General features: G+C 41.2%; 13 protein-coding genes and 1 pseudogene. 3 read left to right on the plus strand and 11 right to left on the minus strand.

Features of this window, described 5'->3' with window-relative positions:
- Positions 1–301: 301 nt before the first annotated feature.
- From V7K98_RS11720 to V7K98_RS11730, 3 genes are all read right to left on the minus strand, one after another.
- Complete coding sequence (locus tag V7K98_RS11720) at positions 302–2,011, minus strand: alpha/beta hydrolase (RefSeq protein ID WP_335021875.1); 1,710 nt, start codon at positions 2,009–2,011, stop codon at positions 302–304.
- A gap of 432 nt (positions 2,012–2,443) precedes the next feature.
- On the minus strand, positions 2,444–3,367 hold the full coding sequence (locus V7K98_RS11725) for a DMT family transporter (protein ID WP_335021877.1): 924 nt from the start codon (positions 3,365–3,367) through the stop codon (positions 2,444–2,446).
- 73 nt (positions 3,368–3,440) lie between these two features.
- A complete protein-coding gene (locus tag V7K98_RS11730) occupies positions 3,441–4,619 on the minus strand; it encodes a GNAT family N-acetyltransferase (RefSeq protein WP_335021879.1) in 1,179 nt (392 codons plus the stop codon).
- 468 nt (positions 4,620–5,087) lie between these two features.
- Here V7K98_RS11730 and V7K98_RS11735 point away from each other — a divergent pair.
- Positions 5,088–5,462 (plus strand): annotated as a pseudogene (locus V7K98_RS11735) (putative PEP-binding protein); the annotation flags it as partial.
- On the opposite strand, the gene V7K98_RS11740 reads toward V7K98_RS11735, so the two are convergent.
- On the minus strand, positions 5,459–5,848 hold the full coding sequence (locus V7K98_RS11740) for a hypothetical protein (protein WP_335021881.1): 390 nt from the start codon (positions 5,846–5,848) through the stop codon (positions 5,459–5,461). The pseudogene V7K98_RS11735 and the gene V7K98_RS11740 overlap by 4 nt on opposite strands.
- A gap of 760 nt (positions 5,849–6,608) precedes the next feature.
- Positions 6,609–6,905, minus strand: coding sequence for a hypothetical protein (locus tag V7K98_RS11745; protein ID WP_335021883.1), 297 nt, complete (start codon positions 6,903–6,905; stop codon positions 6,609–6,611).
- 205 nt (positions 6,906–7,110) lie between these two features.
- Here V7K98_RS11745 and V7K98_RS11750 point away from each other — a divergent pair, with 205 nt between their 5' ends.
- Positions 7,111–10,026, plus strand: coding sequence for an S-layer family protein (locus V7K98_RS11750; RefSeq protein WP_335021885.1), 2,916 nt, complete (start codon positions 7,111–7,113; stop codon positions 10,024–10,026).
- 35 nt (positions 10,027–10,061) lie between these two features.
- On the opposite strand, the gene V7K98_RS11755 is transcribed toward V7K98_RS11750, so the two are convergent.
- The 4 genes from V7K98_RS11755 to V7K98_RS11770 all read right to left on the minus strand — a co-directional run bounded on the left by V7K98_RS11755 (position 10,062) and on the right by V7K98_RS11770 (position 14,015).
- Complete coding sequence (locus tag V7K98_RS11755; protein WP_335021887.1) at positions 10,062–10,985, minus strand: tetratricopeptide repeat protein; 924 nt, start codon at positions 10,983–10,985, stop codon at positions 10,062–10,064.
- Positions 10,986–11,341: 356 nt separating this feature from the next.
- Positions 11,342–11,677, minus strand: coding sequence for a cytochrome c6 PetJ (gene petJ, locus V7K98_RS11760; RefSeq protein WP_335021889.1), 336 nt, complete (start codon positions 11,675–11,677; stop codon positions 11,342–11,344).
- Between the two features lie 307 nt (positions 11,678–11,984).
- Positions 11,985–12,479: a GNAT family N-acetyltransferase gene (locus V7K98_RS11765; protein WP_335021891.1), complete on the minus strand. Its 495-nt coding sequence runs from the start codon at positions 12,477–12,479 to the stop codon at positions 11,985–11,987.
- A gap of 363 nt (positions 12,480–12,842) precedes the next feature.
- Positions 12,843–14,015 (minus strand): RpoD/SigA family RNA polymerase sigma factor, encoded by a 1,173-nt coding sequence (locus V7K98_RS11770; RefSeq protein ID WP_335021893.1) that lies wholly within the window; start codon positions 14,013–14,015, stop codon positions 12,843–12,845.
- Between the two features lie 801 nt (positions 14,016–14,816).
- On the opposite strand from V7K98_RS11770, the gene priA reads away from it, so the two are divergent.
- On the plus strand, positions 14,817–17,408 hold the full coding sequence (priA, locus tag V7K98_RS11775) for a primosomal protein N' (RefSeq protein ID WP_335021895.1): 2,592 nt from the start codon (positions 14,817–14,819) through the stop codon (positions 17,406–17,408).
- Positions 17,409–17,570: 162 nt separating this feature from the next.
- On the opposite strand, the gene V7K98_RS11780 is transcribed toward priA, so the two are convergent.
- Both V7K98_RS11780 and V7K98_RS11785 read right to left on the minus strand, forming a co-directional pair.
- Positions 17,571–18,245: a response regulator transcription factor gene (locus V7K98_RS11780; protein WP_335021897.1), complete on the minus strand. Its 675-nt coding sequence runs from the start codon at positions 18,243–18,245 to the stop codon at positions 17,571–17,573.
- A gap of 80 nt (positions 18,246–18,325) precedes the next feature.
- Positions 18,326–19,411, minus strand: coding sequence for a sensor histidine kinase (locus V7K98_RS11785; RefSeq protein WP_335021899.1), 1,086 nt, complete (start codon positions 19,409–19,411; stop codon positions 18,326–18,328).
- Positions 19,412–20,107 lie beyond the last annotated feature (696 nt).

Here is a 20,107-nt window from a genome sequence, read left to right on the forward strand (position 1 = left end):
AGATACGGGAAACCCAAGAGACGAATAAGACCGTCATTGCTGTAGTTGAAATTGGAAGCCCCTTTTTCAGCGAAGCAAAAAGGGGTACTTCACATACCACTCTGCGGCAAATAGTAGCCAGAGCAATAGGTACGTAAAGACTAATTATTGTTCGCAATACAGCATGTGTGATTGGTTCTTTAAATATTTTTTGGAGCAATAAATTTCACAGACGTAATTAATTACGTCTGTTCAAATCAAATAAAAATCATCACATGCAGCAATGCAACACCAATATCCAACATCCAAAATCCGAAGCTGACTATGGTGTTGGGAACTTTTTTTTTTCGGGTTTGGCTCCTTTTATATCCAGTAATTGTGTTAATTCGGTTGTATTCAATGACTGAACGAGACTCAAACCAAGAGACTTACTAGAAATACTTTGAGTGTAGGCGGCGTTAAGATATGGGGTGTATTGCGCCCTTCTTGCAACGTAGGTTTGGAAGAAAGGTAAACTTAAAACATTCATGTAACGACGCGCCTGAGAAGCATCACCAATCATATCGGCAGGTAATGCTACTTGTTGATTTGCAGGATTACCATTACCAATGGTGGAAAAGTGAGTGCCACCTTCAAGGGTGACGAGATACTTTTGTGAATTTGCAAACCAGGAGAAAGGTAAAATTTGCTCAGATAAAGCTGGTGCGACTGTATCATCACTACTGCTGACAATCATCACTGGAGTTTTGATTTGACTTAAGCCAGCTTTGCCGAAAATAGAACTAGTAATGGGATTAACTGCGATCGCAGCTTTCACTCTCTCATCCCGCAGGTTATAATCTTTGCCAGACTTGCTGATGCTCAATTCTAAAGCGCGACATTGCAGCAGTAAAGACATATTCCAGGTTTTTTGCAGTGCTGCTGGTTGACAGTCTTGTTTTAGCTGCTCAAAGTTAATTTTAGCGCCTGCTAGGGCTAAGGCTGTGTAGCCTCCTAAAGATTGACCAAAGACTCCGACTTGTTGCAGATTTAAGCGACCTTTAAACCGTGAATCAGATTGATTATCTTTTTCTAATTCATTCAGTATATATGTTATGTCCATTGGTCGGTCTTTGAATTCACCTGGTTCTGCTATTTCATTGGCGTGTCCCTTTAGTAGAGAACGCAATTGTCTAGCATCACTACCAGGATGATTGGGAACGACAACGGCAAATCCGTAAGAAGATAGGTGCGTGGCTAAATATTGAAAGTTGCTACTATCTAAACCCAAGCCGTGAGAAATCACAATTACGGGTGCATTATTCTGGACATTGGGAATGTAAACATCAGTTAATAAAAGCCGATTGCGGTTTGAGTCGAAAAACTTTAGGGTATATTTTTGCGACTTAAACTTTCCCGGAACCTTTAAATCGGGCAATTGTGAGAAATTTGGTTGTGAAATGGTAGCAGCTTCTATTTTAGACTCTTGAGAAACTGCTGCGATCGCCCGATGAGTTTGGTTAACAAGTTTCTCCAATTCCGTAGCAATTTCCAAAGTCTCGGCAACATCAAGACGAATACTGCTGCTAGGATACTTACGCAACACATTCAAAAATGTCAAGCCTCCCGATTCAGCAGAAGCTGAAATTAGCGCTGAACGCAAATTACCAAGTTTTGGTTGAGAAGATTTGCTTATAATCACTTGCGCCAACCGATGCAGTAAAAATTCTCCTTGCGGTGTGTAGAGAAGCTGCGAAAGTACTACCGGACTAACTTTTACACGATTAAGTAAAATCCGCCGTAATTCTGGAAGCTGTTCTAGAGGCAGATATTGCTGATACGCTGCCAAATCTTGGTTAATTACGCCTGTTTTGGCATAGTTTTCTAAAGTATTAACTGAAATGGAAAGCTCCAAAGCTGAATAAGATGCATAAATCCGCTCTGCTGCCAAGACAGAATTACTAATTCCAAATATTGGCAGCAGTGTTGAAAGAACCAGCAATAGGGAATTTTTTCGGAGGCTGCTGGCCCAATTACCAAACAAACTATTCATCGCTCAACTGTTTCGGTGATCTTGTTTTATCAGGTGTTGGCTTTGGTAGTTATTCGGACACCCTGCTTGGTTTACTTAAAGTTTTTAGCCTCAATTTTCTAAAAACAGAATTTAGGAGTCAGTGGTTATAATTCAGTATGAATTGTGTCTGACTTGCGAATATAGAAAGCTTTGTCTGACTCCTAAATTCTGCTTTTTTAATTCTTCTTCAAGAATTTTTATCTCGGCTATAAAGTCAAAAATCAGATACTACAGAGTCACACAGATAGGTAAATTATCCATATTACAAGAGATTGACTCCCGTAGTTTGCCTTCACTATCAAATCATAACAAATAAAAAATCCTCTGCCTCAGTATTTATGTTGTAGCTTTAAAGATGGCACGAATTTACTAAATAAAAACAATCAGTAAAAATGCTGGAAATTATTACTGTTAATCAGCTTTTACCAGTGCGATCGCTACTGAGCCTGTCACTACTAAAGCCGCTCCGAATATTGCTACAAAACTGAAGTGTTCTGAAGGTATCAAATTAGGTACAACACTTGATATAACTGCAACTAATATTAATGTCACAATGGGAGCTAAAGCTATTACTGCACTTACTCGTGATGCTTCCCAATGTTCTAATGATTCGGCAAAAGCACCGTAAGCGATTAAAGTATTTAAAGCACAAAAAACCAATATTCCTAAATGGAAAGGATCGAGTATAAAAATTGATTTTACTCTGGCTAGAGGAGTGAATAATAAAGCACACCCCCCATAAACGATCAGCATGATACTGGGGGAAGACAAAGATTGTAATAACTGCTTTTGTGCCAAAGCATAAATTGCCCAAGCCGTTGCTCCTAGAGCAATCAAAATACTACCTAGTATATATGTGCCATGTGCTGTAATTAAATTTGTTAGTTGTTCGTGAAAAAATAAAACATAACCGCAAATCATTACACTAACACCAATCCATTGATACAAATGGTAACGTTCTTTAAAAATCACTAACCCTCCGAAACCTAATAGAAGGGTAGATAATTGAATCAGAACTTCAGCATTAGCAGGTGATGTTAGTGCTAAACCTTGCATGAAAAAAAAGTAATTAATCCCTAAAAATAGTGTAGCGATCGCTAATAGTTTCCAAGAAGCAGAATGCAGTTTTTCTAACTTTGGTAATTTACCACGTATTCCTAAGTACAGGAGAAGTAATAAAAATGATACTAAAAAGCGAAACCAAATAACGGTATAGACATCAAGCACTTGCAGAGTTATCGCCAGAGCAATAGGTAAAATTCCCCATAATAAGACTGTCAATAGTGATAATGCTAGCCCTAAGCGCCAGCGACCAGAACTTTGATGTAGTGACATTCAAATATCCTAAGATGAAAAGCAGCAATTGGTCGCCTTTTTAAACAATTCCCAATTCCCAATTCCCAATTTTTTAAAAGAAATCAGCCATCCAAGGCGAAGCACCTGCAAATATTTGCGTAGCTGCTAAAATAGCCGTTTCTGTCCCATCCAGTTTTCCTGCTATTTGCAAATGGTAGGGGGTAAACAAGCTTGCATACAATGGGGCTAATTCCCGGATATCTAGCTGCAACTCACCCTTTCCGCCTCTTGTGACTTCTCCACGTCCGTTGGCAACAGAAAGAATGAATTTACCATTATTTCCAGTTAGTAAATTATCTTGAATTTCTAAGTGTAGTTCAGCTTGGATTCCCGGTGGATAACCACGCAATTCCAGCGCCTTAACTACATCGATTATCCGTAGCAGCCAACGAGTCGTAGTCTTAATCTTGGCAGTTTGCTCTGGTAGCAGCAATGTCAAGGAATCAATTGCAGAACTTTTCCATCGCACCTGCTGAATTTGAGAGCGATGATTTGCTAGAAAAGACCAGAAGGTTTGTACCGCAGCAACTGTAGTCAGTACCCAATCTTTCACGACTAGGATTTCGCCATCATTTGTGCGCTCTTGAGTAAAGATGATGTAGCCTTGGGGTTCGTCTTTATTACCAATCAAATAGGTATAGACTATTTCCTTCTCATTTGTTTGGATTATTCGCTGCCAGATTGCTGGATGTCGGTCTAAATATCCATGCGTTTGTCTTGCCTGCTGCTGATATAGCTCATGAAAGACTTCATGATTGATGCTTCCTACTAATTGGAAAGGTAGGGGTTGCTCCCGCACTTGGATATTCTGGGTAGCAACTTGCCAAATACACCAGCTACCTCCCTGCTCATAACCTACCTTTCGGTACAAAGTTTGAACGGCGGGATAAAGAGCAGAAATTGGTATACCTCTATCGTAAAGTTCTTTGAGGGTGTTTTGCATGAGAGCGATCGCAACTCCTGAACCGCGATATTCTGGAGCAATGCCTACTGCGGCAATTCCTGTCATGGGTACACGTTGACCACCCCACCACTGACCCATGTCAAGAGTTGCTAATCCACCAGCTAATTGTTCTAATCGCCGAATAATGCGGAAATTTTTTACGCCAATCTGGTTAATATAAGCTTCCTCGCCATCAAGGGCGCTGATGAAACATTGCTCAAGGATATGTTTCAGCTGCTTGATATCCTGTGGATGGGCGAGAGTGCTGTATTCAAATTGAGTCATCATCTCTTATTTAATATTTTTTAATATTGTGGCGGGATAATCTTAACGGCGACATCTCCATTAAATTGTAGGATGGAGACAAACTTATCCAAAACATTTCTTCCCGTACTGCTAGGGATGGTGTTTATGAGTGGACACCACGTATTTTTGTAAAAGAAGGCTATTCTATTCGGATTTCTAGCTGGAAAGACCGGAATATTTTCGGGCAGTTGCAATTGTAAGTAGGTAGATGTAATTAAATATAAGATCAAACCTCAACCTCAATCCCTCTCCAAAGTATCGGAGAGGGAAGCCGGAGGCAGGGTGAGGTTTGATATTTAATTTGGTCTACTTAGGGACTTCCAAGAAATAAATTACCTATGATTGTGCTGCGGCAATTGCCGCAGCACGTCGGGGGATGAGATTGAGTGAAAAACTACCACTGGCCATAACCGCCTATCTTGATGTGAAGGCAGGAAAGCACGTATATAGATAGGTACTAACGATCTGAGTCAATATATCATGGCTAGCGATCGCACTAATCCCCGCGTGACAAACTTAGTTGATGCCCTACATCCAGCCGTATTGCGAATGGTGCAGCAAACTATCCAAGCTGCTCATGCTGCCAGGATTTCGGTAGGATTATGTGGAGAATTGGCAGCAGATACTTTAGCAACACCAATTTTATTAGGTTTAGGGCTGGTTGAGTTGAGCGTGAATCCTCAAAGTATACCTGGAGTCAAACAGGCGATCGCTCGGTTGAGTATAGTTGAGAGTGAAGCGATCGTAGCATCAGCATTACAACAAGATTCCGCAGAGCATGTCAGAGAACTAATCTCAACTTCAGTTACTCCCCCTGCTAGTTAAAATCTGATTCCCAGTTGCCCGTTAAAGCCACGAATAGAATTGTAACCAGCACCGACAAAAACGTTATCAGTAGCACCTACCTGAACGCCACCTGAAACCGCAACACCTTTATCCTCAGAATAAAGTCCAACTCCTACATAGGGTGAAATGACAGGTAAACTAATAAACTTTAAAACATCTACTCCCGTAGCACCATCAGGGCCAACTCCTACCTCAACCCCGAAATTCAAAGCCCTAGCGCCTACAGCATAGGTTACATCACCATCTTTTCCACCGACTGAAATCCAAGGTTGCGGTATAAGTTGAGCCGATGCTTGACTTGGGGCAAATAAAGTCAACAAACCGATAGATGTAATTAATGTTTTAGTAATAATCGCTATTTTCACGTTGTTTTCCTACACTAACTGTTCCATGTTAATTGTTTTATCAAAACTAGCCCTAGTGTTAACGAGGGTTTGTCTATGATGACTAATCGTGACGGATTGAACCTCTTATGAGTGCCCGATGAGTTCAAGGATTATTTTTGTATGTAATATTAATTACAGTATAGGAATCATATTTGATTTTTGAACAAAATTAGGTATTGTAGGGTGTGTTAGAACGCAGTTCGTAACGCACCAAACCCTTGATAATCGTGCGTTAATCTACGTATCTTTTCAGAAATCAAACACTAGTCCTATAGTAGGCAGCCGTAATTGTTAATTGTCAAGTAATACGGTTCAGTTAAGTATTTCTTTCTTCTCTTAGCGTCCTTTGCGTCCTTTGCGGTAATGCCTCCGGCACGCTCCGCGAACGTTAAAAAAATTGACTTTGGCAAAAAGTTTTAACCTTAACTAAACTGTATTGAATTATCAAGTATATTTGCTGATTACTTTATCAAAAATACCTAATTACTTTCTTAAAATACTGAAATGTTTTCACAAAAGCTGATTTGACTTACTCAAAAGCTTGTTTGACTTACTCATTTTAGTGTTTTCCGCAAGCAAAAGCTGATTTGACTTACTCAAAAGTTAGTTTGACTTACTCATTTTGGTGTTTTCCGCAAGCAAAAGCTTATTTGACTTACTCATTTTGGTGTTTTCTATAAGCAAAAGGTCATTTGACTTACTCATTTTGGTGTTTTCCCTAAGCAAAAGGTCATTTGACTTACTCAAAAGTAGACACATCTCGCAGCAAACTAGGAATTTCTCCTTGAGAGAAAGGAAACTCCAGCAAAGTTTCTCTAAAACCCAAATACCCAGATTCAGCAAAAGACAAAAGCATTCGTGAAAGTGCTAGCCAAACCTCCGGTTCGTATTCCCAATCACGATAACGCGAAGCTTTACCAGCAATTGAACGTAGTGCCCAAAAATAAGAGTTTCTCACCACAGAACCACCCTTTTTAAACTCTGGCAAATCTTCGTGGTGGATAAAAAGTATTTGATTGTCGATTTTAGCTCTCATCGCAATTTTAGATTTATGTTACACAATATAAAATTAATTAAATTGGCTTGTAGTAAGGGCTTTAGCCCTGAAAATAGTGCTAAAGCCCTTACTACAAACCTTTAATTATTTACGCCTACTTACTTAATTGATAAATAGATTATGTGACAAATCATGCCCGGAATGGGAACTATAACTTGAAATCAGGTAAAGGAAGTTTTTGGTGATGAGAGTTGTACCCTTTATATTTTTATTAGTAAGTGGATTGTTAACTCCAGGGATGATGCGATCAGCTTTAGCTCAGATAACATCCGATGGCACTACGAACACTATTGTCAATCAAAACGGTAATAACTTTAATATTCTTAACGGGATTGACAAAGGTAATAATTTATTTCATAGCTTCAGTAATTTTTCTGTGCCTACTGGGGGTTCGGCAAGCTTTGATTTAGTAAATACGCCAAATATTACAACTATATTTAGTCGGGTTACAGGTGGAAATGTTTCTAATATTGATGGGTTAATTGGCAAAATAAATAGTAGCAACCCGGTAAGTTTGTTTTTAATGAATCCTGCGGGGATTGTGTTTGGGAAAAATGCCGCGTTGAATATTGGTGGTTCCTTTGTGGGGACGACAGCGAATAGCATCAAGTTTGCCGATGGGACAGAATTTAGTGCCGTAAATTCCGCAGCACCACCATTATTAACAATGAGTGTCCCCATTGGTTTGCAACTGGGTAGTTCTGCGAGTCCGATTCAGGTACAGGGTAAAGGCAATGATGGCATTGTGCCTACCAGTAACTTGGGAATCATCACTAGTCCCGGAAAGACCTTTGCCTTAGTTGGGGGAGATATCACATTTACAGGTGGTGTAATTACTGCCCCTGTGGGTCGAATTGAAGTTGGTGCAGTAGGTAGTGGGACGGTGAGTCTGACTCCCATACCTGCCGGATGGCAGTTAGGTTATACACAAGTTGAAGATTTTCGAGATATTAAATTCACAGAGCGTTCGTCCCTATGGAATCCCTACCCTGTGGGAAATCCGTTTGGGGGTATTCAAGTAGTGGGAAGGGATATTACCCTGAATCAATCGCAAATTGCCGCAGCGACGGCAGGGACTGGGCAAGGGGGTAATATTACAGTGAATGCAGGGCGATCGCTGTTTTTGGGTGGAGTCAATGCTAATGCTCAAGCTCCCAGCGCCTGGATTGTCAATCAGGTAGTACCAGGCGCAACGGGGAACGGGGGAGCAGTGAATATTCAGGCAGGTAACATGACTCTGAAAGATGGGGCGGCGATTGAAACGCTGAGTTTTGGAGGGGGCAATGCAGGCAAGCTGACAGTAATCGCAGACAAGATTTTCGCAAGCGATACGGTTCCCATCAGTTCGCCTCTAGCTACTACCAGCAGCAGCCGTATTGCCAGTACAAACTATACATCAGGGGCAGGGGGTGACATTGACATAATAGCTCGACAAGTTAGTCTTGAACAAAGCGCCACAATCTCAACAACAGTTTTTCCTGGAGCCACTGGGCGTGGAGGCAATATCTCTGTTAATGTGGCAGAAGATATTTCAGCGATCGGGGCTAGTCCCTTAACTAGTAGTAGTAGTGGGATTAGTACCACCACATTGGGAGTGGGCAATAGCGGCAACATCCATGTCTTTGGAGATACGGTCAATCTTTTAGATGGAGGAGGCATTAGGACTTTTGTTGGTCGCTTTGCTGGAGTACCTGGTACAGGCATTGGGAATGCTGGAGATATAAGCGTCACGGCAAACCAAGCAGTCAAAATTTTTGGCTTTGTCACCTTCGATCCATCCTTCACAAGCCTTCTGGGTAGTTCTACAACTGGGTTAGGCAATTCAGGCAACGTGACCGTCACTACCCCAAATCTTGCGGTGCAAGCGGGAGCTTCTTTGGTTTCTAGCACCGTCTCAGTCGCTTCCATTTTTGGCGATCGCACCCAATCCAATAATGTAGGAAATGGAGGCAATGTCATGTTGAATGTGGCAGACCGGATGGAGGTCAGTGGCATAAATTCATCCTCCCTACTACCCAGTGTCGTTGGGACAAGTGCCGCAAGTGGTGGTAATGGCGGAGATACAAAGATTCAAGTCAATCAATTAGTGGTGCAGAATGGTGGAAACATTAACGCTTTGACCGCAGGTACTGGCAATGCAGGAACTCTGACAATCCAAGCAAATGACATCCTGGTGCAGGGTCAAAATGGTCTTCCTTCTTCGATCAATGCTAGCGCCATTATCTTCAATGAAACTACTCGTCAATTTTATGGTCTGCCGGATGTTCCCACAGGCGATACTGGCAGGTTAAATATCAGCACCAATCGCCTAATTGTACGTGATGGTGGAGTAGTTAACGTTACTCATGAAGGTACGGGCAACGCAGGGCAGTTATCAATCCAGTCGCAGATGGTGACTTTAGACGACGGACGGATTTCAGCTTCCACAGTTTCTGGACAAGGGGGGAACATTAACCTACAGGTTGAAAACATTCTTCTTGCCCGCCACGGGAGTGGAATTTCGGCAGAGTCTCGCAGCACAGGCAATGGCGGCAACATTGATATCAATGCTAAATTCATCGTTGGGCTAGAAAATAGCGACATCATTGCTAATGCTTTTGATGGTAATGGGGGCAATATTCAAATTAGCACCCAAGGTCTGATTGGTATTCAACCAAGATCGCAATTGACATCAGAAAGTGATATTACGGTGAGTTCCCGACTAGGGGTGAATGGAAATGTAACAATCAATAATTTAGCGATTGATTCCAGTTCTGGTTTAGTCGAACTGCAAACAAATCTCACCGATTCATCACAACAAATAGCTACAGGCTGTTCTGCAAATACTGGTAGTAGTTTTGTGGCAACAGGAAGAGGTGGAATACCGCAAAATCCTACTCAAGAATTGAGAAGCGATCGCACTTGGTCTGATATTCGTGATATCTTTGCATACCGCAAAACTGATGCAGTTACGGCACAAATACCCACTTCCCCAAAAATCCTTATCCAAGCTACAGGCTGGCATCTTAATGCCCAAGGAAAAATTGAGTTAGTTGCAGATAAATCTCCTACTCAGGTGCAACAACCATTAACCTGTGCTGCTTTAAGAAGTAAAAAGTAAAAAGTAAAAAGTAAAAATGTATAGTCTTGACAGCCTTATAAAAGAGCGATTTCAGTTACAGACGAAATTTGTTGTCGCAGATTCTTCAATAAATCTAGAGTTTTTTTGTAAGCAACTTTCTTCCCTTGATTGTCAAAGTACTTAGATGCTTTTTGTAAATCAGCGATCGCTCCCAAATGATATCCTAAGCGATAACGGGCTACTCCCCGATTAACGTAAGCCTGAGCATTACTGGGGTTAAGTCTGATAACTTGAGAAAAATCACGCACTGCACCAAAGTCATCTCTATTTCGCCCGCAAGCACAACCCCGGTTAAAATAAGTTCGATAATCGTTAGGGTTAAGACGAATTGCTAGATTAAAGTCGAGCATCGCTGCTTGGGTATCTTGCAAAATAAAATGCGCTAAACCTCTGTCATTGTAGATATCTGCAAGCAGTAAGCTAGCGATTCGGGGAATTTGAGTTAAAGCTAAATTAAAGTCAAGAATTGCTTCTGAGTCTTTCCCATCCCCAGCACGGGCTAGCCCTCGGTTGTAATAAGCTCGAAAATCGGAAGGTTTAAGTGCGATCGCTCGATTATAATCAACGATGGCAGCCGAATAATCTCCTTCTCTGTAGAGTGCCAAACCCCGGTTCAGATAAGCCTCAGAGTCATCAGGAGCAAAATTTATCGCTTGGGTACAATCTGCGATCGCTTGGTGGTAATCTTGTAATTGGAGATAAGCAAGACAGCGATCGCTATAAGCTACAGCAAAATCCTTCTCAACTTCAATTGCCTGGTTAAAATTCTCTATTGCTTCCTGATAATTACCGCGCCGCATCTTATCTACACCCAATTCCAAAAAATTGCTCGCTGTAATTTGGGTAATAAAAACAGGTGCTGAATGTGCAGATAAAGTCAAAAAAGTCAGAGGTAAAGCAATAATTACACTGACAAATAATCGCCAGAAATTACCCATAGTACCAAATTAAGATAGGTAGTATTGTTTGATATTCTTGGAACAGTCTTTTTGTCAAGACTCTTAATCCAAAATCCAAAATTGGTATAAGCATCCCAGAACTATTGCGTTTTAGACATAAACCGCCCAGAACTAAAGTTCACAGGCTTTTAGCGAAAGTCCGTTAAAACGGACTATAATTTTTTCTCAGTCGCGTAAATGACGACTTTTGCTATTAGACTCATAATTCATTCTGAGGCGGGCTAGATGAGAATGAAATAGCCCTGACAAGCATCCTATTTGACAATTTCGGCAATTCTAAAATTTGCGGGACAAAAAGCCCCGCAAACTGTTAATTTTTGAAGTTAGATTTTAATCTACTTCCAGCCCTTATCTGCTTGTGAAATCACATAAGTAGCTACATCTTCAATCTTGTCAGCTTTCAAACGTTTGCCGAAGGCGGGCATAGCACCTTTACCTTTTGTAACCTGAGAAATAATCGCCTCTGCTGAGTACATACTATACTTTTCCAAATCTGCCTTCTTCAGGCTTTTGGCAGCATTAACTAGATTCTTACCTCCCGCGTGACAAGAAGCACAATTAGCACTAAATACTTTGGCTCCACTAACAGCATCTCCTGCCAAAGCTGGGCTGCTGAAGGCAAAGGTGAAGATTGCTATGCCTAACAGCATGACTGTAATCAATTTTTTCATTTCGTGTTCCCTCTGGAATAACGGCTTATTCGGTGCAATATCCTTCATAATTGTCAGTTGCGCCGCTCCTATAGTCAAACGACAGGCTGTCAAACTTCGCTTTAAAGTTTTTAAATTTTGAATTTTTTAGGTTTTAGTACAGAGTCATATTTAACGACAAACTGCTTTTCATTGACGCTGATGATGAAAATGCAATTTTTTTATATAAATTTTAGTATTTTATAACCAAAAAGTGATATTCATTTCAGGATGAAATATTCAAGATCAAAATTATCTCATTTCATCTTTTATACTTCATCCTTTGTTTTTATTTAATAGTTCCTAACTGAGTAAGCGCATCTTCTGTAACACGACAAATTCGCCAATCATCTAATATAGATGCTCCCATACTGCGGTAAAATGCTTTGGCTGGCTCATTCCAATCCAACACACTCCACTCTAACCGCCCACAGTCACGTTCTACAGCTATCTGGGCTACTTTAGTAATAAGAGCCTTACCAATACCTTGTCTACGATATTCTGGTAAAACAAATAAGTCTTCCAGATAAATTCCTGGCTTGGTCAAAAATGTTGAATAATTATGAAAAAATAGGGCAAAACCAATAGCTTGACCGGCAGATTCTGCTAAAATCGCTTCTATATATCTGTGCGAACCAAATAAATGCTCCTTCAGTGCCAGAGCATCGCCAGTGACAGCATCAGATAATTTCTCATACTCAGCAAGCCCCTGAATTAATTTAAATAGTACGCTGTAATCAGTTGGTTCAGCAAAACGCACAATCAAATTGCTACACGAAGTCATTAGTCTATATTCCATAGTTTATAGTCCATAGTCTATAGGTAACTGTGCAATTTTTTTGAGCAATGACTAAATAAAAGCCGAAAAAAGGTACAAAACGCCCTGTTTTTGTGAATTGCAGTAGTCGAAGTTCAAGAAATATATAGATAGCTCACCTTCATTCGTTAGGAATGTGGATTTAATAAAGAGCAAGTTTTGTAGGGTGTGTTATGAACATTTATCCTAACGCACCTAAAATTGATGATGGTGCGTTACGCTACGCGATAACACACCCTACGAAATTTAAAGTTTTGCACTTTATTTTATCCATATTCATTCGTGAAACTAATTAAGTCGGGTATTGCATCTCTATCTTCGTAAATGTAACTAAATTAGCCAACCTTTTAAGCGTTTGGCTATGTGAGGACGGCGCAATTTTCGCATTGCTTTGCTTTGAATTTGACGCACTCGCTCACGCGAAAGATTGAACATATTGCCAACTTCTTCTAAAGTACAGGGTTCGCTGGTTGTCAAACCATAGCGCAGAGAAATCACATCTTTCTCGCGTGGAGTTAACACATCCCCTAAAACTTCCCAAATCTCCTGACGCATCATGTTTTCATTCATTTTTGCTTCTGGAGACAGGTTATCTTCATCTTCTAGCAAATCCATCAATTCCGTGTCTTCTTCTTTACCGACACGGTGATTGAGAGAAAGGGCTTGACGGCGTAGCTGTTGTAGCTGGCGTAGTTGTTGAACACTAATTTCTAAAGTTTCTGCCATTTCACCTTCGGTAGGATTACGACAGAGTTTTTGCTTTAGTTCCCGTTGGGCTTTTTTCAGCTTGTTAAGCTTTTCAACAATATGAATAGGTAGCCGAATTGTCCGCGCATCGTTAGCTATAGCCCTGGTAATAGCTTGTCTAATCCACCAATAAGCGTAAGTAGAAAACTTGTATCCCTTATCAGGATCAAACTTTTCTGTAGCGCGATTTAAACCCATTGCTCCTTCCTGAATTAAATCCAGAAAAGGCACTCCCCGATTTAGATATCGTTTGGCAATAGAAACTACCAATCTTAAGTTAGAGCGAATCATTTTGCGTTTCGCTACTCTACCTTGATACAACCGACTTTCTAGTTGCTTTTCGGTCATTTCTAGCTCGGAAGCTACTTCTAGTTTGCTAGGTTCTTGTCCCAGTTTTAAGTTTAAAGCAGCTTGTAATTCCCTAATTTCTTCTAGAAATCTAACTCGCCGCGCTAATTCCACTTCTTCATCAGCTTTTAGAAGTGGATAACGCGCCATTTCTTTAAAAAATGCGCCAACAGCATCATCATGTTCGGTTTTATTGTATCCCGAAGGACGGGCCGCAGCCATGTCATCCCCATCGCGTTCATCTGATTCGTGATTTTCTACTACAATTGGAGGTTCTTCGTCTGCCACTGCATTTAAACTATCGAGTGATGGTTCTTCAATATCAGCAGCATTCTCCAGTATTTCCATTTTTCCCAATTCAACAATATTCATAGTTTCCTTTAGGGATTGTTGTTTTGTTTGGTACATAATTTAGTTTCAGCTACTCCTTTGAGGCTTGGTAGTTTTCCCTAATGGACGAATGCACCCGTTTATATAGCGAAATAGAAACTTCTGCTAATTTCTATTCAATAATAAAAACCTGTATCTACCTAGAACCGACAGGTTACAGTTAGATACAATTTATAACGAAACTAACCTTAGCACCCAACAAAACTTTCTTCTCAGGCTTCCAACAGATTATATTCTTCATTTTTTTCTTAATTAGCGAATATGTCAAACCCCCCTCAAACTTTCTCAACCTGAACAAGCATAAAAACCTCAGCTAACCATCCAAATTTCTTAAACTTTCATATATTTTTCTAAATATATATTTTTTGTTTAGGTATTGGAACTCACTGGATAAATTCAAAACCTGTGATGGGATTATGAATTACCATTTTCAATTTACCCAGATGAGACAAATTACAATAATCGCAGCTTAATTTCGGTACGATCTTACTTGTATAAAAGCATCTCATAAGCAGAAAGGGTTGAATATCTATCGATAGGCGGAAAAAGGCTACTCCCTATTTAGTAGATAGAGCAACTGTTGCAGCAAGTGCCGACATGCGTTTATTTGTATAGTGAGTACCAAATATTTATTGCATGTATAGTTGATACGAATTTGTCTAGTAGATTACATAAGAGGAAACTTATCAAGTATTATGAAGAATAACAGTATTGAGAAATACTATTTAAATTTAAGAAAGCAAAAAATTAGAGTTTATTTAGCTAGGTTAATTTTGGCCAGCTATGTGAGGAGAATTTTTAACTATAAAATCAGCAACTATGTATATTAACGACATAAATTTCTCTCCTTTAGTGGTGGCCCAAGCTAGTGAATCATACCAATCAGGTGCAACTCTTAATAGGTGGGTTGAAGTATTGGTAGACTGTCCAGGAAGTACAGGATTATTTACTTATCGATTACCACCCCAGTTAGAAATAAAACCAGGGGATATTTTGAGTGTGCCATTTGGGGCGCAACAATTAGGAGCGATCGCAATTCGGTTACTGGCACAACCAAATATCGATTTAGCACCAGAAAAAATCCGCGAGGTAGAAGATATAGTCAGCGTTGGATTTTTCCCAAGTGCTTATTGGGAATTACTCAATCGAGTTGCCGCATATTACTATACGCCTCTGATTCAAGTAATCCGGGTTGCTCTCCCACCAGGGTTACTGGGGCGATCGCAACGTCGTATCCGCCTTGTTAGAGGAGGGGGGGCAGGGGGGAGTAGTTATTTACTGGGATCTTCTAATCCTTCAGCTTTTTTGACTCCAACCGCGCGGCAAGTTTGGGAACTTTTGCAAGGGCAGCCTGCGGGGGATTATAGTTTCGCTTACCTCCAACAAAAAGTCAAATCTGCCTATCGGGGAATTCGGGAGTTACTGCGATTCGGTTTAGTACAAAGTTACTTGGAACCGCCACGTCTGACTCGACCAAAGCTGCAAAAAGCAGTCACGCTCACAGGTACAATCGATAGCGACTTAACGACTCGTCAGCGAGAGATTTTAGAAGTGCTGCGGCGGCATGGTGGGGAGTTATGGCAAAATGAATTACTGCAAATTTGTAATGCTAGTTCCTCTATTCTCAAAACCTTGGGACAAAAGGGTTACATCGTCATTGAAGAACGAGAAGTGTTGCGAACCGAACAGGGGCCAGCATTAGCCGGCGATCGCGCTAAATCCTTAACTACTGCCCAAGCTAGCGCCTTAGCAACAATCCAAACACTAGACGGATTTGCTGAAGTTTTATTGCATGGGGTAACAGGTTCAGGAAAAACCGAAGTATATTTGCAAGCGATCGCACCTCTCATCAATCAAGGCAAATCCGCCCTCGTTTTAGTCCCAGAAATTGGACTCACACCCCAGCTAACCGATCGTTTTCGCGCCCGTTTTGGCAATAAAGTCAGCGTTTATCATAGCGCCCTCTCCGATGGCGAACGTTACGACACTTGGCGGCTTATGCTTACAGGAGAACCTCAAGTTGTCATTGGTACTCGTAGCGCCGTTTTCGCCCCTTTGCCCAACCTGGGTTTAATTATTTTAGACGAAGAACACGACAGCAGCTTTAAGCAAGACTCACCCATACCCACCTACCACGCCCGCACCGTTGCCCAATGGCGAGCAGAATTAGAAAATTGCCCCTTGATTTTGGGTTCCGCTACGCCTTCGTTGGAGAGTTGGATAAGCGTCGGAACCTCACCCCCTAGCCCCCTCTCCGCAAGCAGAGAGGGGGGACAAGAAAGAAATCTTAATTCATCACTCCTAAATCAGAAGTTAGGAGGCAGAAGTTATTACTTAAGTCTGCCGGAACGTGTCAATTCCCGCCCTTTACCGCCTGTGGAAATAGTCGATATGCGGCAAGAGTTGCAGCAGGGAAATCGTTCTATATTTAGTAGATCGCTGCAAGAAGCTTTGCAACAGTTACAAGAGAGAAAACAACAGGGAATTTTATTTATTCATCGCCGGGGACACAGTACTTTTGTATCTTGCCGCAGTTGTGGATATGTGTTGGAATGTCCGTACTGTGATGTTTCGCTGGCGTATCACCACACCGAAGAAAAAGCGCCGGAATTATTGCGCTGTCATTATTGTAACTATGCGCGATCGCATCCCAAATTCTGCCCTGATTGTAGTTCCCCTTACCTGAAATTTTTTGGTAGCGGGACTCAGCGAGTCACCCAGGAATTAGCGCGACAGTTCCCAGAGTTGCGCTTGATTCGTTTTGATAGCGATACCACCCGTAACAAAGGCTCACACCGGACTCTACTCACGCAGTTTGCTAACGGCGAAGCGGATTTATTAGTGGGTACGCAAATGCTCACCAAAGGTTTGGATTTACCACAGGTGACACTTGTGGGCGTTGTCGCTGCCGATGGATTGCTAAATTTATCAGATTATCGCGCCAGTGAACGGGCATTTCAAACCTTGACTCAAGTCGCCGGACGTGCTGGGAGAGGTGACGATCCAGGGAGGGTGATTATACAAACTTACACTACAGAACATCAGGTAATTGCAGCAGTGCGATCGCACGATTATCACACTTTCTCCCAAGCTGAGTTAGAACAACGCCAAGCCCTCAACTATCCCCCTTATGGGCGGTTAATTTTGTTGCGCTTAAGTAGTCTCGATCCCATTCAAGTGCAAAATACCGCGCAAATCATCGCCACAGCCTTGAGTACAGAAGAAGAATTCGAGATATTAGGCCCAGCACCAGCGAGTATTTTACGGGTAGCTAATCGTTATCGCTGGCAGATATTGATTAAATTTGCCCCCGATGCATTGCCACAATTGCCAGATTGGGAAGAAGTGCGATCGCTTTGTCCTTCATCTGTTAGTTTGACAATCGATGTAGACCCATTAAATATTATGTGATTTTACAGGGTAAAAGATTGAAAAATCTTGTTTAGGGACTTCCAAATAAATAAATACTCAACTACTTCTTGTGGGGTGGGCATCTTGCCCGCCTTTGTATATGGGCGGGCAAGATGCCCACCCCACAAAATTGGGTAATTTATTTGTTGGAAGTCTCTTAATTTAGTTAATTAACAATTCTGGTGCTACCAATCCTTTTTGGATAGCTAAGACTGCGGCTTGAGTGCGATCGCGTACTTCTAGTTTCTGTAAAATAGCATGGACATGAACCCGCACTGTACCAGGGGCAATGTAGAGAATTTCAGCAATTTCTTGATTGCTTTTGCCAGTTGCTACAAGTGCCAAAATTTCCTGCTCCCGCTTCGTTAAGGGATTTTCTAGGGTTCCCTCAGTTTTTGCCGGTAGCGCCACATTAGAACTACCCTCAAAAGCTGCTCTAATCTCTGTTGTTGCCGTTTGATCCCACCAAGAAGCCCCGGCTGCAACCGATCGCACTGCCAATATTAGAGACTCAGCAGGAATACCTTTCAGACAGTAACCTTGCGCCCCAGCACCAATTAACTTTGAAATCAGAGGTTTTTCAGAACGAGATGTTAAAACGAGAACTGGTAAATTTGGGTGCTTCTGCTTGATTTGGCGACAAGCTTCAATTCCACCAATACCGGGTAAACCTATATCCATCAAGACCAAATCTAAGGGATAGCGATTTGCTAATTCTACAGCTTGTTCTCCATCTTCTGCTTCTGCGACAATCTCCAAAGTAGTTTCTTGCTGCAACCGCATCCGCAGACCAAGCCGAAACAATTCATCGTCTTCAACGAGTAAGATTTTTGTCATTTTTTATTGGTCATTTGTCATTGGTCATTAGGAAAGAGGAGGCAGAAGTTCTTTAATTTTTAATTTTTAATTTTCAATTTTTAATTGATTTTTCTCCCCGGTGGTGGACAAGCTGGGAGGCGAAAACCAAACAGTGCGCCTCGTGGTGAGCGATTCTCTGCCCAAATTGTACCCCCATGAGCAGCGATAATTTGCCTAGTTAAATAAAGTCCTAGTCCAGATCCTGAGACGTGGCGATCGCTATGTCCTTGATAAAACCTCTCAAATAAGTGGGGTAACTCTTCTTCGGTAAAGCCAGAACCAGTATCGAGTATTCTTACCACTTGATCGCTAGAATAACCTTCAAGCACTACTTCTACCTTACCCCCACGGGGGGTATGGTTAATACCATTACTCAAGAGATTGGTGAAGACTCGCCCCAGTTGCAAAGGATCGCCATCTACCCAAAGAAAGCTCCGAAAATCTGATTCGCCATAGTGCAGAGAAATATAAACCTGACGTGTTCTCGCTAGTTCACTTAGGGTAGCTATTACTTCCTCCGCCACAGTTGCCAAGTTAACGGGCGATATCTGTAATTTCAAGCCTTCGGCATCATTGCGGTATACATCTAACAGGGTTTGGACTAATTGCAGTGTACTCCGATGACTACGAGCCATTGTTTGCAGGACTTTTGCTTGCATTGGCGTGATTTCACCAAATTGCTCGTTTTGAAAATATTTCAGCGTTTCAATTGCTCCTAATAGAGGTGTTTTCAAATCATGCGTTAGGGTAGATACAAAATCTTCACGCATGATAGCTAGTTGTTCTTGAGAGCGTAATTGTGCTTGAGTATAAGCGATCGCTTCTTCATTGCGGTGGTTGCGATCGCTTAACCAACCCGTTACCATCAAAGCCAATACTGCAATCAACCTGTTTGCCACCGTTGGGGTATTAATCATTTCTCCCCCTGGGATAAACAAATTTAACAATGTTAATCCTGTGGCTAGCAGAGTGATCCCCAATACTGCTTGCCGATTCAATCGAGAATCTGCTACCAAAATCGTCCCTGTGTAGAGGTAGCCAAATACGTACTCTGGTGGTGTCAAATATTCTAAGCCTATTACGATCCCAAAGGCGATCGCTATTAGCCCATAAGTATCCCGACGCTCATTTATAGCCTCTTTCATAGCCACTAATCGGCTTAATATCATATCTAAAAAATCGTTATCCTACTATCTTTACAACTATTTAATTCAGCGATTATGATTTATCTGCAATCTATATCTGCAAATATTAACTTGAGTATTAACCCGAAATTATGATTGTCGAGATGTAAAAACGGAGACTCACTATTGAAGATTGGGGACTGGGTAGTTGTCCACAAGGGGCAGAGTATCTAACAAAACCTTCCTATACTGTAATCCCTTTAATAAAATCCTCTTAAATATTTATATTCTTTGAACGTAGCAAACTTCGAGAATGTATTGTATAAACAAATAGTACTAAATAGCGAGATAGATGAATTAAAAGTAAAGATCAAATATTTTTAACAAAAAGTTTATTGAAGAAGAATTCAGGAGTCAGAATCAATCAGTTGGGGATTCAGATCGGCGCAGGATTAAAGACCACCAAGATTTTGAATTTGGTGGGGGTCTTAAACCCATTTATTCATCCGCCAGTCGGAAAGAATTCATTGCTGAATTCTGACTCCTGACTCCTGAATTCTGTTTTGATAAGTATCTGCAAAATAGTAATCACTGAAAATAGTAAATCCAGATTAAAAAATGGCGGTGATATAGGAATACTATTTGATTGTTGCGAAGTTGGGTACAACTTGAAGAGTCTTCTTTCTTGTTGCCTATAGCCTCTTACCTACCTATAGC

The sequence above is a fragment of the Nostoc sp. genome (assembly GCF_036917435.1).
Lineage (GTDB): Bacteria > Cyanobacteriota > Cyanobacteriia > Cyanobacteriales > Nostocaceae > Nostoc.

Excerpts from the sequence above, each read along its gene's own strand:
- petJ (WP_335021889.1), bottom strand. The coding sequence starts at position 11,677 with ATGAAAAAATTGATTACAGTCATGCTGTTAGGCATAGCAATCTTCACC.
- V7K98_RS11755 (WP_335021887.1), bottom strand. The coding sequence starts at position 10,985 with ATGGGTAATTTCTGGCGATTATTTGTCAGTGTAATTATTGCTTTACCT.
- V7K98_RS11750 (WP_335021885.1), top strand. The coding sequence starts at position 7,111 with ATGAGAGTTGTACCCTTTATATTTTTATTAGTAAGTGGATTGTTAACT.
- priA (WP_335021895.1), top strand. The coding sequence starts at position 14,817 with ATGTATATTAACGACATAAATTTCTCTCCTTTAGTGGTGGCCCAAGCT.
- V7K98_RS11770 (WP_335021893.1), bottom strand. The coding sequence starts at position 14,015 with ATGTACCAAACAAAACAACAATCCCTAAAGGAAACTATGAATATTGTT.
- V7K98_RS11785 (WP_335021899.1), bottom strand. The coding sequence starts at position 19,411 with ATGAAAGAGGCTATAAATGAGCGTCGGGATACTTATGGGCTAATAGCG.
- V7K98_RS11765 (WP_335021891.1), bottom strand. The coding sequence starts at position 12,479 with ATGACTTCGTGTAGCAATTTGATTGTGCGTTTTGCTGAACCAACTGAT.
- V7K98_RS11780 (WP_335021897.1), bottom strand. The coding sequence starts at position 18,245 with ATGACAAAAATCTTACTCGTTGAAGACGATGAATTGTTTCGGCTTGGT.
- V7K98_RS11745 (WP_335021883.1), bottom strand. The coding sequence starts at position 6,905 with ATGAGAGCTAAAATCGACAATCAAATACTTTTTATCCACCACGAAGAT.
- V7K98_RS11725 (WP_335021877.1), bottom strand. The coding sequence starts at position 3,367 with ATGTCACTACATCAAAGTTCTGGTCGCTGGCGCTTAGGGCTAGCATTA.
- V7K98_RS11730 (WP_335021879.1), bottom strand. The coding sequence starts at position 4,619 with ATGATGACTCAATTTGAATACAGCACTCTCGCCCATCCACAGGATATC.
- V7K98_RS11720 (WP_335021875.1), bottom strand. The coding sequence starts at position 2,011 with ATGAATAGTTTGTTTGGTAATTGGGCCAGCAGCCTCCGAAAAAATTCC.